General features: G+C 58.7%; 11 protein-coding genes and 1 tRNA gene. 3 read left to right on the top strand and 9 right to left on the bottom strand.

The window, feature by feature from the left end; translation table 11 throughout:
• Nucleotides 1-39: 39 nt before the first annotated feature.
• The 6 genes from H8F22_RS27415 to dibA form a co-directional block, all read right to left on the bottom strand.
• Nucleotides 40-1,029 carry a sulfate/molybdate ABC transporter ATP-binding protein gene (locus H8F22_RS27415; RefSeq protein ID WP_059181840.1) on the bottom strand — a complete coding sequence of 330 codons (990 nt, stop codon included), beginning with the start codon at nt 1,027-1,029 and terminating at the stop codon, nt 40-42.
• Nucleotides 1,030-1,032: 3 nt separating this feature from the next.
• Nucleotides 1,033-1,905, bottom strand: coding sequence for a sulfate ABC transporter permease subunit CysW (gene cysW / locus H8F22_RS27420; RefSeq protein WP_027922271.1), 873 nt, complete (start codon nt 1,903-1,905; stop codon nt 1,033-1,035).
• A 13-nt stretch (nt 1,906-1,918) separates the two neighbouring features.
• Nucleotides 1,919-2,737 carry a sulfate ABC transporter permease subunit CysT gene (gene cysT, locus H8F22_RS27425; protein WP_027922272.1) on the bottom strand — a complete coding sequence of 273 codons (819 nt, stop codon included), beginning with the start codon at nt 2,735-2,737 and terminating at the stop codon, nt 1,919-1,921.
• Between the two features lie 69 nt (nt 2,738-2,806).
• Nucleotides 2,807-3,820 carry a sulfate ABC transporter substrate-binding protein gene (locus tag H8F22_RS27430; protein ID WP_194940925.1) on the bottom strand — a complete coding sequence of 338 codons (1,014 nt, stop codon included), beginning with the start codon at nt 3,818-3,820 and terminating at the stop codon, nt 2,807-2,809.
• 70 nt (nt 3,821-3,890) lie between these two features.
• Nucleotides 3,891-4,073 carry a sulfur starvation response protein OscA gene (oscA, locus tag H8F22_RS27435; RefSeq protein WP_027922274.1) on the bottom strand — a complete coding sequence of 61 codons (183 nt, stop codon included), beginning with the start codon at nt 4,071-4,073 and terminating at the stop codon, nt 3,891-3,893.
• Nucleotides 4,074-4,241: 168 nt separating this feature from the next.
• Nucleotides 4,242-6,161, bottom strand: coding sequence for a phosphodiesterase DibA (gene dibA / locus H8F22_RS27440; RefSeq protein WP_059181842.1), 1,920 nt, complete (start codon nt 6,159-6,161; stop codon nt 4,242-4,244).
• Nucleotides 6,162-6,308: 147 nt separating this feature from the next.
• Between dibA and desA the strand changes: the two genes are divergently transcribed.
• Nucleotides 6,309-7,493 carry a delta-9 fatty acid desaturase DesA gene (gene desA, locus H8F22_RS27445; protein ID WP_027922276.1) on the top strand — a complete coding sequence of 395 codons (1,185 nt, stop codon included), beginning with the start codon at nt 6,309-6,311 and terminating at the stop codon, nt 7,491-7,493.
• A gap of 150 nt (nt 7,494-7,643) precedes the next feature.
• Nucleotides 7,644-8,633 carry a GGDEF domain-containing protein gene (locus tag H8F22_RS27450; RefSeq protein ID WP_194940926.1) on the top strand — a complete coding sequence of 330 codons (990 nt, stop codon included), beginning with the start codon at nt 7,644-7,646 and terminating at the stop codon, nt 8,631-8,633.
• 32 nt (nt 8,634-8,665) lie between these two features.
• Here the strand turns inward: H8F22_RS27450 and H8F22_RS27455 are convergent, their stop codons facing one another.
• The 3 genes from H8F22_RS27455 to gabD all read right to left on the bottom strand — a co-directional run bounded on the left by H8F22_RS27455 (nt 8,666) and on the right by gabD (nt 12,925).
• The gene (locus H8F22_RS27455) at nt 8,666-9,880 is read right to left on the bottom strand and encodes a response regulator (RefSeq protein ID WP_194940927.1); all 1,215 of its coding nucleotides are present in this window, start codon (nt 9,878-9,880) and stop codon (nt 8,666-8,668) included.
• Between the two features lie 141 nt (nt 9,881-10,021).
• The gene (gabT, locus tag H8F22_RS27460) at nt 10,022-11,299 is read right to left on the bottom strand and encodes a 4-aminobutyrate--2-oxoglutarate transaminase (protein ID WP_027922279.1); all 1,278 of its coding nucleotides are present in this window, start codon (nt 11,297-11,299) and stop codon (nt 10,022-10,024) included.
• 183 nt (nt 11,300-11,482) lie between these two features.
• The gene (gene gabD / locus H8F22_RS27465; protein ID WP_008148203.1) at nt 11,483-12,925 is read right to left on the bottom strand and encodes an NADP-dependent succinate-semialdehyde dehydrogenase; all 1,443 of its coding nucleotides are present in this window, start codon (nt 12,923-12,925) and stop codon (nt 11,483-11,485) included.
• A gap of 348 nt (nt 12,926-13,273) precedes the next feature.
• Between gabD and H8F22_RS27470 the strand changes: the two genes are divergently transcribed.
• Nucleotides 13,274-13,350: transfer RNA gene (locus H8F22_RS27470), tRNA-Arg, on the top strand.
• Nucleotides 13,351-13,783: the final 433 nt, after the last annotated feature.

Genomic DNA, 13,783 nt, shown 5'->3' on the forward strand with positions numbered 1-13,783 from the left:
CGGGCTTGCTCCGGGCGGCGTTCCGACGATGCTTTTGCTTTAGAGGTTGGCGAGTTTCTGCCAGACCTTGGGCTTGAAGAACAGTGTTTCGCCCTTCGCCAGCCCGATCAGGCTGTCATGGTCCTTCACCACTTCCGCCTCTATCAATTCGCTCTGACCTTCAACTTTCAGCGTCACCCGGGTCGTCGCGCCCAACGGACGGATATCGCGCACTTCAGCCGCATGGTGATCTTCCAGTTCATGCCGTGACAGCGACACTTCATGCGGACGGAACAGCACGTGATTGTCTTCGCCCAGATGCAGACGGTTCGAATCGCCGAGGAAGTGATAAACGAAATCGCTGGCCGGGTTTTCGTAGACATCGCCCGGTGAGCCGATCTGCTCGATCACGCCTTTGTTCATCACCACGATACGGTCGGCGACTTCCATGGCTTCTTCCTGGTCGTGGGTCACGAATACCGAGGTCAGGTTGATGTCTTCATGCAGCCGCGCCAACCAGCGGCGCAGTTCTTTGCGGACCTTGGCGTCGAGGGCGCCGAAGGGTTCATCGAGCAGCAGCACTTTCGGCTCGACCGCCAAGGCGCGAGCCAGGGCGATACGCTGACGCTGACCACCGGAGAGTTGCTCCGGGTAGCGATCCGCCAGCCAGTCCAGTTGCACCATGTTCAGCAGTTCGTGGACTTTTACCGCGATCTGGCTTTCGCTCGGGCGCTGTTTTTTTGGCTTCATGCGCAGGCCGAACGCGACGTTGTCGAACACGGTCATGTGGCGGAACAAGGCGTAGTGCTGGAACACGAAGCCAACGTTGCGATCACGCACGTCGTGGCCGGAGACGTCTTCACCGTGGAACACGATGTTGCCCTGATCCGGGGTTTCCAGGCCGGCGATGATTCGCAGCAGCGTGGTTTTACCGCACCCCGACGGGCCGAGCAGCGCCACGAGTTCACCGCTCTGGATGTCCAGGCTAATGTTGTCCAGCGCCTTGAACGCATTGAAATTCTTGCTGACGTTACGCACTTCGATCGACATGAATTATTCCTCCGCGGCGCTGGCGCGCAGGCGGTTAATACGGTTTTCGCTCCACTGCTTCAGCAGCAGGATGAAGAGCGCCATGATCAGCAACAGGCTCGCTACCGCGAACGCGGCCACGTGGTTGTATTCGTTGTAGAGGATCTCGACGTGCAGCGGCAGGGTGTTGGTCACCCCGCGAATGTGCCCGGAAACCACCGACACCGCACCGAACTCACCCATCGCCCGCGCGGTACACAGCACCACACCGTAGATCAGGCCCCATTTGATATTGGGAACGGTGACGTGCCAGAACATCTGCCAGCCATTGGCGCCCAACAGGCGCGCGGCCTCTTCCTCTTGCGTGCCCTGTTCCTGCATCAGCGGGATCAGCTCACGCGCCACGAACGGCACGGTGACGAAAATCGTCGCCAGCACGATGCCCGGCAAGGCGAAGACGATCTGGATGTCGTGATCCTGCAGCCACGGCCCGAACAGGCCCTGGGCACCGAACATCAGCACGTAGACCAAGCCGGCGATCACCGGCGACACCGAGAACGGCAAGTCGATCAACGTGACCAGCATGCTCTTGCCGCGGAACGAGTACTTGCTCACGCACCACGCGGCGCTGACGCCGAACACCAGGTTCAACGGCACCGAAATCAGCACGGCGATCACTGTGAGTTTCAGCGCCGACAACGCATCCGGTTCGAAGATCGCGGTGAAGAACGCACCCAGGCCAAGCTTCAGGCCCTGGGACACCACGATGAACAGTGGCAACAGCAGAAACAGCGCAAAAATCAGCCAGCCAAGGCCGATCAGGATTCTTCGCGAAGTGGCACTGCCACGGCGCGCAGCGTTGGCCGAAGAGGCGGCCGCAATAGACGATTGGGACATGGTTCGCGCCTCCTTATGGGGTTTCGATGCGACGTTGCAGCAAGTTGATCAGCAGCAACAGGACGAAGGAAACCACCAGCATCAGTACACCAATGGACGTGGCGCCGGTGTAATCGTACTGGTCGAGCTTGACCATGATCAGCAGCGGCAGGATCTCGGTTTTCATTGGCATATTGCCGGCGATGAAAATCACCGACCCGTACTCGCCGACCCCGCGGGCAAAGGCCAACGCGAACCCCGTCAGCCATGCCGGGAGCAATGCGGGCACCAGAATGTAACGGAACACCTGTAACGGTTTTGCCCCGAGACACGCCGCCGCTTCTTCCACTTCACGCGGGATATCAGCCAATACTGGCTGTACGGTACGTACTACGAATGGAAGTGTCACAAAAGTGAGGGCAAGGGTGATGCCGAGGGGGGTATACGCAATCTTGAAACCCAGGTCCGCTGCAAACTGACCGACCAAACCGGTGGGGGTGTACAACGCCGTCAGCGCGATACCGGCCACCGCCGTCGGCAACGCGAAGGGTAAGTCGATCATTGCGTCGATGACTTTGCGACCGGGGAAGGTATAGCGCACCAGCACCCAGGCGAGCAGCGTGCCGATCACGCCGTTGATGATCGCGGCATAGAGCGCGGTGCCGAAGCTCAGCTTCAACGCCGCCAGCACCCGAGGCGCCGAGATAATTGCCCAGAACTGATCCCAGGTAAGTTGGGCGGCATGCACGAACATCGCCGCCAGTGGAATGAGCACAATCAGGCTGAGGTACACCAAGGTGTAGCCCAGCGTCAGCCCGAAGCCGGGTATGACGGGGGAGATACGACGCGACATAAAAGTCCTTGGTTGAGAGCGCGCAAAGCCCCGACGGCTAAATCGGGGCTCGTTGATGGCTATTTAAGACTACTGCGCCTGATAAATCTGGTCGAACACGCCACCGTCATTGAAGAACTTCGGTTGCGCGGTTTTCCAGCCGCCGAAGTCTTTGTCGATGGTCACCAGGTCCAGGGTCGGGAACTGCTTGGCGTACTTGGCAGCCACGTCCTTGTCACGTGGACGATAGAAGTTTTTCGCGGCAATTTCCTGACCGGCCGGGCTGTACAGGTGCTTGAGGTACGCTTCGGCGATCTGCTCGTTGCCCTTTCTCTCGGCGTTCTTGTCGACCACGGCCACTGGCGGCTCGGCAAGAATCGACAGCGAAGGCACGACGATTTCAAACTTGTCGGCGCCGCCGTCTTCTTTCAGCGCCAGGAACGCTTCGTTTTCCCAGGCCAGCAACACGTCGCCCTGACCGTTGTTGACGAAGGTGATGGTCGAACCGCGAGCGCCGGTGTCCAGCACAGGCACGTGTTTGAACAGGGTCTGGATGTAGTCCTTGGCCTTGGCTTCGTCACCGCCGTTGGCTTTCAGGCCATAGGCCCAGGCCGCGAGGAAGTTCCAGCGGGCGCCGCCGGAGGTTTTCGGGTTCGGGGTGATGACCGAGACATCGTTCTTGACCAGGTCGCCCCAGTCCTTGATGCCTTTCGGGTTGCCTTTGCGCACCAGGAACACGATGGTCGAGGTGTACGGCGTGCTCGCTTCTGGCAGACGCTTCTGCCAGTCAGCCGGAAGGGTCTTGCCGAGTTTGGCGATTTCGTCGATGTCACCCGCCAGGGCCAGGGTCACGACGTCGGCACGCAGACCGTCGATCACCGCGCGGCCCTGCTTGCCCGAACCACCATGGGATTGCTGGATTTTTACAGTGTCGCCGGCGTGATCCGCCTGCCAGTACTTGATGAACTCGGCGTTGTAGTCCTGGTACAGCTCACGCGTCGGGTCGTACGACACATTGAGCAGCTCGTAATCCTTGGCAACCGCGGATCCCGCAAAAAGGGCGCTGGCCAGGGCGGCCAAAGCGAAATGACGAATCGACGACATGGTGAAAGCTCCTGGAATTCTGTTTGTGTTGGCTTTTTTTTATGGAGGCGGGAAGCGGATTGCCGGTTGCTTAGCTCGGCTTGTTGCTCGGGTTCTGCAGACGGAATTTCTCTTTGCGTTCGATCTGGACGACCTGGGCGTTATGCACAGTGATCTCCACAGCCCCAAAGCGCAGATCGCGCAATGCGCTCTGGATCTCACGCAAAATGGCTGCTTCGTCTTGGCCATCAACACTACGTAGGGATGCGCTCATGGTGCTGCTCCTTCAACTGAGAGGTTGCCTGGCAGTGGCGGCACTGCTTGCGGCGTGAGACCAATAGTAGTGAGGAGTAGATATTCTTAAAAAGACTATTTAAGAATGTTTATATAACTTAAAGACTGATCGTTCCCACACAGCACGTGGGAACGATCGAACGCGGGCTTAGCGAATAATGGGCGCGCACATCCAATCCAGCTGCTCTGCCGGCACCGGTCGCCCAAACCAGTAGCCTTGCCCCAGATCGCATTCATGCTCGAGCAGGAATCCGGCCTGCTCGACCTGCTCGATCCCCTCGGCATGCACTTGCATCCCCATGCTCTGCGCCAAGGCAATGATCACTCGCACAATCGCCGCGTCATCTTCATCACACGGCAACCCGGCGACGAAGCCCTGGTCGATCTTGAGTTTCTGCACCGGCAATCGCTTGAGCCGCAGCAGGGACGAATATCCCGTGCCGAAATCGTCGATGGCCAGCCGCACACCCAGCTCGCGCAGGCGATGCATCTGCTCCAGCGCCACCTCCGGATCCTCCATCACTGCACTTTCGGTCACTTCCAGCTCCAGATACGCCGGATCAAGCCCCGTCGAATCAAGCACCTGAGCCACCTGCTGATACAGCTCGCGTCGGGCAAACAGTCGCGATGAGACATTTACCGCCACAAACGCCAACCCCACACCCGCCGCTCGCCACTGACACATTTGCTGACAGGCCTGCTGCATAACCCAGGCATCAATCTCGGCAATCAGCCCGGTACGCTCGGCGATGGGGATGAACTCTGCCGGCGACACCAGCCCGCGCTGCGGATGCGCCCAACGCACCAGTGCTTCGACGCCGATCAGGCGACTGGTTTTGAGGTCATGCACGGGTTGGTAATAGACGCGCAGCTCTTGCTGCTGGAGCGCGCGGCGCAGCTCAAAGGCCATTTCGACCCGCTGCTGGGCATGGGCGGTCAATTCTTCGGTATAGAGCGCGTAGCCATCCCGGCCCGCACTCTTGGCCTTGAACAAGGCCGAATCGGCGTTGCGCAACATTTGCTCGGCACTCAAGGCATCACTCGGAAACTGACTGATGCCGACACTGGCGTTGATAAACAGTCGATGCCCATCAATGTGGAACGGCTCCCGCAGGCCATCGATGATTCGCTGAGCCAGCGCCGCGGCTTGTGCCACTTGCGGACAGCTTTCGGCGAGCACCGCAAATTCGTCACCGCCCAGACGCGCCAGGGTCATGCCTGGGCCGAACATGGCATTCAAATGCTCGGCCACCGCCTTCAGCAGTTGATCACCGACGGTATGCCCGAGGCTGTCGTTAATCATCTTGAAGTGATCCAGGTCGATCATCAGCAACGCGCAGCCCCGTTTATGGATTTGCGCCGATGCCAGTGCCTGTTCGACACGGTCGGTGAACAGCAGTCGATTGGGCAGATCGGTCAGCGGATCGTGGTGAGCCAGATGCTTGAGTTCGTGCTCGGAATTTTTGATCGCACTGATATCGGAAAACACCGCCACGTAGTGGCTACGCAGGCCCTGATCGTCATGGATGATGCGGATGGTTTGCCATTGCGGGTAGATTTCACCGCTTTTACGGCGATTCCAGATCTCCCCGCTCCACTCACCGGTGCTGTTGAGTGTCGCGAACATCGACTGGTAAAACGCTGGCGGATGATGGCCGGATTTGAACAGGCTGGGTTGCCGGCCCAGCACCTCATCACACTGATAACCGGTGATCGCCATGAAGGCCCGGTTCACATGGACAATCAGCCCGTTGCTATCGGTGACCAACACGCCCTCACGGGTGCAATCGAACACGGCGGCGGCCTGGCGCAAACGCTCACGGTCGGCATGGCGCTCGCGCAGCCTGGCGCCGATCCCCAGGCATTTGAACAGTCGGGCCCGGGCAAGGAAGATCAAACCGGCACTGAGCACCACCCAGAAATAACCGTTGATCAGTTGCCATCGCAATAGCTCGGCAGAGCTATCGAAGAAACTGTTCAATACATAGCCGCTGACGGCCATCCAGGCGACTGAAAGCAACAGGTAAAGCAGCGCTGCACGCAAGGCGTCGCGATAGGTGGCAGACATTAGAACGTCCATGTCCCTACAGAAAGGTTGGAATTATAGGCCAAGGACACATCCAGCCACTCTTATCTGAAAGGGCGACTGGTTTTATCCGTGGGCTTAGTGATAATGCAACGGCTGTTTTTTTCTTTATCGAGGGCCCTACAGCCTATGTGGTACGAAGGTTTACTCGGCTTGTCGCCCTGGTCACTGGTGGCAGTCACCCTGCTGATGACCCACGTCACGATCGTTGGCGTCACGGTCTATCTCCATCGTTATTCAGCCCATCGCTCGCTTGAGCTCAATGCCGGCCTGAAACATTTCTTCCGCTTCTGGCTGTGGTTGACCACGGCGCAGAACACCCGCGAGTGGACCGCTATCCACCGCAAGCATCACGCCAAATGCGAAACCGTCGATGATCCGCACAGCCCGGTCGTCAAAGGTCTTTCCACCGTTTTGCGCAAAGGTGCCGAGTTGTACCGCGCCGAAGCGGAAAACCCGGAGACCCTGCGCATCTACGGCAAGAACTGCCCCGAAGACTGGATCGAACGTAATCTCTACAGCCGATTCCCGCTGTTGGGTGTGGCGATCATGGGTGTCATCGACCTGCTGCTGTTCGGCACCATCGGCATCACCATCTGGGCCATCCAGATGATGTGGATCCCTGTGTGGGCCGCCGGCGTGGTCAATGGCCTTGGCCATGCCATCGGCTACCGCAACTTCGAATGCCGCGATGCCGCCACCAATCTGGTGCCTTGGGGCATCCTGATCGGCGGTGAAGAGCTGCATAACAACCATCACACCTACCCTAACTCGGCAAAATTGTCGGTGAAGAAGTGGGAGTTCGACCTCGGTTGGGCCTGGATCCAGGTCTTCAGTTTCTTCCGTCTGGCCAAGGTCCAGCGGGTCGCCCCGATCGCGCACCGGGTTGAAGGCAAAGGCAGCCTGGACATGGACACTGCCATGGCCATCCTCAACAACCGCTTCCAGATCATGGCCCAGTACCGCAAATTGGTGATCGCGCCTCTGGTCAAACAAGAACTGGAAAAGGTCGATCACTCGGTCCGCCATCAATTCCATCGCGCCAAGCGCCTGCTTTCGCGGGAAACCAGCCTGCTGGACGAAAAACACCACGTTCGCATCCAGACCATGCTCGAACACAGCCAGGCGCTGAAGGTAATTTACGAAAAACGCCTGGCCTTGCAGCAGATCTGGGTCAAGACCAGCTCAAATGGTCACGACATGCTCGCCGCCATCAAGGATTGGGTGCATGAAGCCGAGGCCAGCGGGATTCAATCCCTGCGTGACTTCGCCGACCAGTTGAAGACCTACTCCCTGCGCCCTGCCGCTGTCTGATGCCGTTGATCGGTGCGCCCCGCCAGCGGGCGCACCCTTCGGAACTAAGCTCCAAATCCCCTATCTCAAAGACACTTCGCCACCCCTGGCGGGTTTCGTTGTCGCCGCTTTCGAGTCCAGAACAGCGCACGCCCTTTGAGATTTGTCCCTATGGTCCCAAAAAACCTGCACGACTCATCCTTTGCGCAATCGCCCGACACAGCTCAAACCCTGATGGCGCTGATGCATGCCCAAAGTGAAGTGGCGCGCCTGAGCGAACGCGAACAGCTGTTCAGTTCGCTGCTGGTGAGTGTCAACGCGGTGTTGTGGGCATTCAACTGGGAAACCCGGCAGGTGCTTTACGTCAGCCCGGCTTATGAGCGAATTTTCGGCCGCTCCGCCGGCAGTTTGCTGTCCGACTACAACGAATGGCGCGACAGCATTTACCCCGACGACCTGGACTATGCCGAGCGCAGCCTGGCCGACGTGCTGGTCAAAGGTGCGGTTGAAGACCGCGAATACCGCATCATCGATGCCGATGGGCAGATGCGTTGGCTCAGCGACAAATGCTTCATCAATCGTCAGGCGGAACCCGGCCAACCCGTGATCATTGTCGGCATTGCCGAAGACATCACCGAAAAGAAGCGGATGGAAGCCGAACTGCAACGCCTGGCCACCACTGACGTGCTGACTCAAAGCAGCAATCGCCGGCACTTCTTCGAATGCGCGCAAAAGGAGTTTGCACAGGCACGCAAGCAAGGCACACCGCTGGCGTTTCTGCTGCTGGACATCGATGATTTCAAAGGGGTCAACGACACGTACGGTCATCCACAAGGTGACGTAGTGCTGCAACAGATCGCAGAGAGCGGTCGCGCGGCGCTTCGCCGAGGCGATGTGTTCGGACGGATCGGTGGTGAAGAGTTTGCGGCGGTGTTTCCTGGCTGTGCGCCGGACATGGCCCTGCAAGTGGCGGAAAGATTGCAACGGCAGATTCAGCAATTGAGCTTTAGCCATGACGACCAGACGTTTGGCATTACTGTCAGCCAGGGGCTGACCAGTCTCACCAACGAGGACGAAAGCCTCGACAGCCTGTTTGCCAGGGCAGATGCGGCGATGTATGAAGCCAAGCGGCAGGGCAAGAACCGGATCATTTCCGGTTAATCCGCCGAACTCCTCCAGGGATTGTGTATGGATTACTTTTTGCGTAATCGCATCAGTTCCGGCAAACCGATTTTGAGCAACCGCGCTGTTCGGCTTTTCGCCAATGCTTCCACGCCCTCATGCTCGGTCAGGCGCGCCAATTGCGCCGCCATGTTCATCACCAGCGCCTCGCGTGAGTAAACCCCGCCACCGAGCTGATAGACCGACGCAATCAACTCTCTCAACTCCAGCGGCAGACGCCAGCGGGTGCGCAGTGCCGAACCGTAGGCCGCGCCGAACTCGGCCAGCGCATCGCCGACTTCCTCCCACTCGTCCAGATCACCTCCGCCCTGCTTCCACTCTTGTAAACATCGCAGCAGAGCCAGGTCACCAAGACGATGCAGCATGCCTGCGCAGTAACAGCGCTCTTGTTCCAGATCCAGCAAGCGTGCCAGCGTGCGGGCGTACTCGGCGGTGTGCAGGGACAACTCCCAGTTACGTTCGGCATAGTCCGCCAGTAGCGGATCGTCGAGCCGCGCACTGCGCTTAAGGGCCAACCCCATAATGAGATTCATGCTTTGTCCGGAGCCTAAACGGTGCAAGGCCTGGGACAGGGTTTGCACGGGATCGCCAAGGTGATGCGCCGCGCTGTTCGCGGCGGCAATCAGCACAGCGGTAATCTGCGGATCGGTGCGAATCTCGTCCTCCAGTCGTTTCAGATCGAGACCGCTCGGATTGAGGCTGCGCTGGACTGCTATCTGTACATCAGTCATCAACGGCGCACCGTCCGTCAGGTCTCGCCGTCGCTCCAGGTACACCGATAACGTCATGCCCGGCGCCAACCTTGGCACCTCGCAGGAAACCTCTTCACCGGCGTTCAGCAGCAACTCCTGCAGACGCTGGGTCAGGTTTTCCATGTTCAGGGGTTTGGTCAGGTACGCCGTGGGCGCCAAAGGCAAAGCCTCGTGCACGCTGCCACTGTCGTTGCGGCTGCTCATCAGAATGAACGGCAGCGGTGGATTGCGTCGGCGCTGACGCACGTTACGCAAGACATTCAAGCCATCGACACCGGGCAACTCCCAGTCAACGATCGCCAGGTCGTAGGGAATTTCCGCCAGCCGGTCGATTGCCTGTTGGCCATCGGCGCACAGGTCTACTCGCGCATCGCAGCGCACTTTCAATAACACCTGCTTGAGCAAGTCTCGAGACCACGGGTCGGCCTCGGCAATCAACACCCGCGGTGCAGCGGGTAAATCAACGACAGTCATGCAGCACGCTCCCTCGCAATGCTATGAACCATAGTCAACACTGGCGATTCGAGACAAATCAAATGACCTGAATGTGTTTCAAGAGGCGTAAAAAAACCCGCCGAAGCGGGTTTTTTGTCGATCAGGTCACACACTAGGTGGTCACAGCTCGGAGAAGCACTCTTCGATGATCGCCAGACCTTTGTCCAGTTGCTCGTCCGGCGCAGTCAGCGGTACCAGGACGCGCAGAACGTTGCCGTAGGTGCCGCAGGACAGCAGGATCAGGCCTTTGTCGCGAGCCTTGGCCACAACCGAGGCTACCGCAGCAGCGTTTGGCTTGTGGCTGTCGCCGTTTTCGAACAGCTCGACAGCGATCATCGCGCCCAGGGCACGGACTTCGCCGATCACCGGGTACTTGGCCTGGATAGCCTTGAGGCCAGTCACCAGACGCTCGCCAACAGCTTTACAACGGTCCAGCAGGTGTTCTTCTTCGAACACTTCCATCACGGCCAGGGCCGCAGCACAAGCGATCGGGCTACCGGCGTAGGTGCCGCCCAGGCCGCCTGGAGCGATGGCGTCCATGTATTCGGCCTTGCCGCACACACCGGCCAACGGGAAGCCGCCAGCGATGGATTTGGCGAAGGTGGTCAGGTCGGCGGACACGCCCATCTGTTCCATGGCGAAGAAGGTGCCGGTACGGCCAGCGCCGGTTTGCACTTCGTCAGCGATCAACAGGATGCCGTGCTGGTCGCACAGGGCGCGCAGACGCTTCATGAACTCTTTAGGCGCGACGTAGAAACCGCCTTCGCCCTGAACTGGTTCGATGATGATGGCAGCGATGTCACGCGGCTCAGCGTCGTTCTTGAAGATGCGTTCGATGCTGGCGATCGAGTCGTCGACGCTCACACCGTGCAGTTCATTCGGGTACAGCGCGCGGAAGATGCCGCCTGGCATCAAGCCCATGCCGGCCGAGTAAGGCACGACTTTACCGGTCAGGCCCAGGGTCATCATGGTGCGACCGTGGTAAGCGCCGGTGAAGGCGATCACGCCAGCGCGGCCAGTGGCGGCACGAGCGATTTTCACGGCGTTTTCTACCGCTTCGGAACCGGTAGTGACCAGCAAGGTTTTCTTGGCGAAATCACCAGGTACCTTGGCGTTGATTTTTTCGCACAGCTCTACGTACGGTTCGTAGGCCAGTACCTGGAAGCACGTGTGGGTCAGCTTGTTCAACTGCTCGGTGACGGCGGCGATGATTTTCGGGTGTACGTGACCGGTGTTCAGCACGGCGATACCGCCGGCGAAGTCGATGAACTCGCGACCTTCAACGTCGGTCACGGTGGCGTTCTTCGCGTGGTCGGCGAAGATCGGGTGAATCTGGCCAACACCGCGCGGTACAGCGGCTTCGCGGCGTTTCATCAGGGATGCGTTTGTCTTGCTCATAAAGTCCTCATTCACCGCTCATCGGGCGGCGTGGTTCAAGGAAAATGCGGCGGGGAGGCAACTACGGCAGCATGCGATGATCGACTGCCACAGCTTTCCCGGCCACAGAGAAAATTCCGTGTGAAGCGCAGAAAGGGACAGCGCTCTCGTGCCCTTTCCGCTTGAAGCAATGCCTTGCCGGGCTTAGATGCCCAGGCAGAGGTATTTGATTTCCAGGTAATCTTCGATGCCGTACTTGGAGCCTTCACGGCCCAGGCCCGACGCCTTGATGCCGCCGAACGGCGCGACTTCGTTGGAGATCAACCCGGTGTTGACGCCGACCATGCCGTATTCCAGGGCTTCAGCCACACGGAACACACGACCCAGGTCGCGCGCATAGAAGTAGGAAGCCAGACCGAACTCGGTGTCGTTGGACATCGCGATCACTTCGGCTTCGTCTTTGAAACGGAACAGCGGCGCCAATGGACCGAAGGTTTCTTCCTTGGCCACAGCAGCGTTTTTCGGCACGTTGGTCAGGATGGTCGGCTCGAAGAAGTTGCCTTCCATGACCTTGCCACCGGCCAGAACGGTTGCGCCTTTGCTGATCGCGTCAGCAATGTGCTCTTGAACCTTGGCCACGGCTTTTTCGTCGATCAGCGGGCCAGTGGTGGTGCCTTCTTCCAGACCGTTGCCGATCTTGAGTTTGGCCACGGCCACTTTCAGCTTCTCGGCGAACGCGTCGTAGACCGAATCCTGAATGTACAGGCGGTTGGCACAGACGCAGGTCTGGCCGTTGTTGCGGTACTTGGAAATGATCGCGCCTTCGACGGCCTTATCCAGGTCCGCGTCGTCGAACACGATGAACGGTGCGTTGCCGCCCAGTTCCAGGGACACTTTCTTGATGTCCTTGGCGCATTCAGCCATGAGCTGGCGACCGATTTCGGTCGAGCCGGTGAAGGACAGTTTGCGAACGATCGGGTTGCTGGTCAGCTCGCTACCGATGTCGCCGGCGCTGCCGGAAACAACGCTGAACACACCAGCTGGAATGCCAGCGCGCTGAGCCAGTTCAGCCAGGGCGAACGCGGAGAACGGAGTTTGCGAAGCAGGCTTGAGCACCATGGTGCAACCGGCAGCCAGGGCTGGGCCGGCTTTACGGGTGATCATTGCGGCCGGGAAGTTCCACGGGGTGATTGCAGCGGTCACGCCGATTGGTTGCTTGATCACGATCAGACGCTTGTCTGGCTGGTGACCCGGTATCACGTCACCGTAGACGCGCTTGGCTTCTTCGGCGAACCATTCAATGAAGGAAGCGGCGTAAACGATTTCGCCCTTGGCTTCGGCCAATGGCTTGCCCTGCTCGAGGGTCATCAGGCGAGCCAGGTCATCCTGGTTCTCGATAATCAGTTCGAACCAACGACGCAGCTTGTTCGCGCGGTCCTTGGCGGTCAGTGCACGCCAGGCCGGCAGCGCTTTGTCAGCGGCTTCGATCGCACGGCGGGTTTCGGCAGCGCCCATTTTCGGCACGGTGCCCAGAATTTCGCCGGTGGCCGGGTTGTTCACTTTGATCGTCTGACCATTGTCCGCGTCGACCCAAGCGCCATCGATAAAGGCTTGCTGGCGGAACAACTGGGTGTCTTTAAGCTGCATGTCGGCTTTCCTTAACAGCACCGCGGCAGGCGCGGAGCAAATTATGATTGTAGAAAGGCGCCCTATAGGCTGCCGTCAGGGAAATCATTCACTGGGCTGAAGCACATAAATAGCGCACTGATTGATACCGTGCGGTTCAGCACCCAGACAAGAGCGTTTGAAATCTCAAACGAATCCTAGGATCAAAGGGGGTAAAGGACAATAGCCTGTTCGAAAAAAAGAACGAAAACGCCGCATTTGCCTAATTTTTCTGATCAACGTAGCAAACGCAGGTTACGCTTTCAAAAAACACAGGCGATTCAGCAGCATGGACGCACGCAGCACATATGAGTATCATGGCGCCCGCTTGCACCAGTAGCTCAGCTGGATAGAGTACTGCCCTCCGAAGGCAGGGGTCGTGGGTTCGAATCCCGCCTGGTGCACCATACGCTGCAAATGAAAAAGCCTCAGACCTTAGGGTCTGGGGCTTTTTTGTGGGTGACGATTTTTCAACTTCGGACAATGACGTTGTTTTTGGCGTGAACTGAGGGGCTGTGCATCCGCTCGCTATCTGAGGCTTGCGAGAGCGTCAGGGGCCGTGTGTCGCCACGCGAGCCCTGAATCGAGTCTCAGGGGCTGCCACGCGGCTTGGAAGCCATGGTCAGAGCCTTGAACAGGCGGCTCGCCATCAGAACCTCCCTTTAAAGCATGAGGCTCACACCCCAATTGAAATAGAGCACTACGGTATGAACTTTCCAGCGGGCAAAACAAAACCCCTACCTGCATACGCAGATAGGGGTTTCGGAATTTAATCTTGACGATGACCTACTCTCACATGGGGAAACCCCACACTACCATCGGCGATGCATCGTTTCACTG

This window comes from Pseudomonas mucoides, assembly GCF_015461845.1.
GTDB lineage: Bacteria > Pseudomonadota > Gammaproteobacteria > Pseudomonadales > Pseudomonadaceae > Aquipseudomonas > Aquipseudomonas mucoides.

What these genes read in the sequence shown, in the direction of transcription:
- H8F22_RS27415 (WP_059181840.1), bottom strand. Translation starts at nt 1,029, where the DNA reads ATGTCGATCGAAGTGCGTAACGTCAGCAAGAATTTCAATGCGTTCAAG.
- cysW (WP_027922271.1), bottom strand. Translation starts at nt 1,905, where the DNA reads ATGTCCCAATCGTCTATTGCGGCCGCCTCTTCGGCCAACGCTGCGCGC.
- cysT (WP_027922272.1), bottom strand. Translation starts at nt 2,737, where the DNA reads ATGTCGCGTCGTATCTCCCCCGTCATACCCGGCTTCGGGCTGACGCTG.
- H8F22_RS27430 (WP_194940925.1), bottom strand. Translation starts at nt 3,820, where the DNA reads ATGTCGTCGATTCGTCATTTCGCTTTGGCCGCCCTGGCCAGCGCCCTT.
- oscA (WP_027922274.1), bottom strand. Translation starts at nt 4,073, where the DNA reads ATGAGCGCATCCCTACGTAGTGTTGATGGCCAAGACGAAGCAGCCATT.
- dibA (WP_059181842.1), bottom strand. Translation starts at nt 6,161, where the DNA reads ATGTCTGCCACCTATCGCGACGCCTTGCGTGCAGCGCTGCTTTACCTG.
- desA (WP_027922276.1), top strand. Translation starts at nt 6,309, where the DNA reads ATGTGGTACGAAGGTTTACTCGGCTTGTCGCCCTGGTCACTGGTGGCA.
- H8F22_RS27450 (WP_194940926.1), top strand. Translation starts at nt 7,644, where the DNA reads ATGGTCCCAAAAAACCTGCACGACTCATCCTTTGCGCAATCGCCCGAC.
- H8F22_RS27455 (WP_194940927.1), bottom strand. Translation starts at nt 9,880, where the DNA reads ATGACTGTCGTTGATTTACCCGCTGCACCGCGGGTGTTGATTGCCGAG.
- gabT (WP_027922279.1), bottom strand. Translation starts at nt 11,299, where the DNA reads ATGAGCAAGACAAACGCATCCCTGATGAAACGCCGCGAAGCCGCTGTA.
- gabD (WP_008148203.1), bottom strand. Translation starts at nt 12,925, where the DNA reads ATGCAGCTTAAAGACACCCAGTTGTTCCGCCAGCAAGCCTTTATCGAT.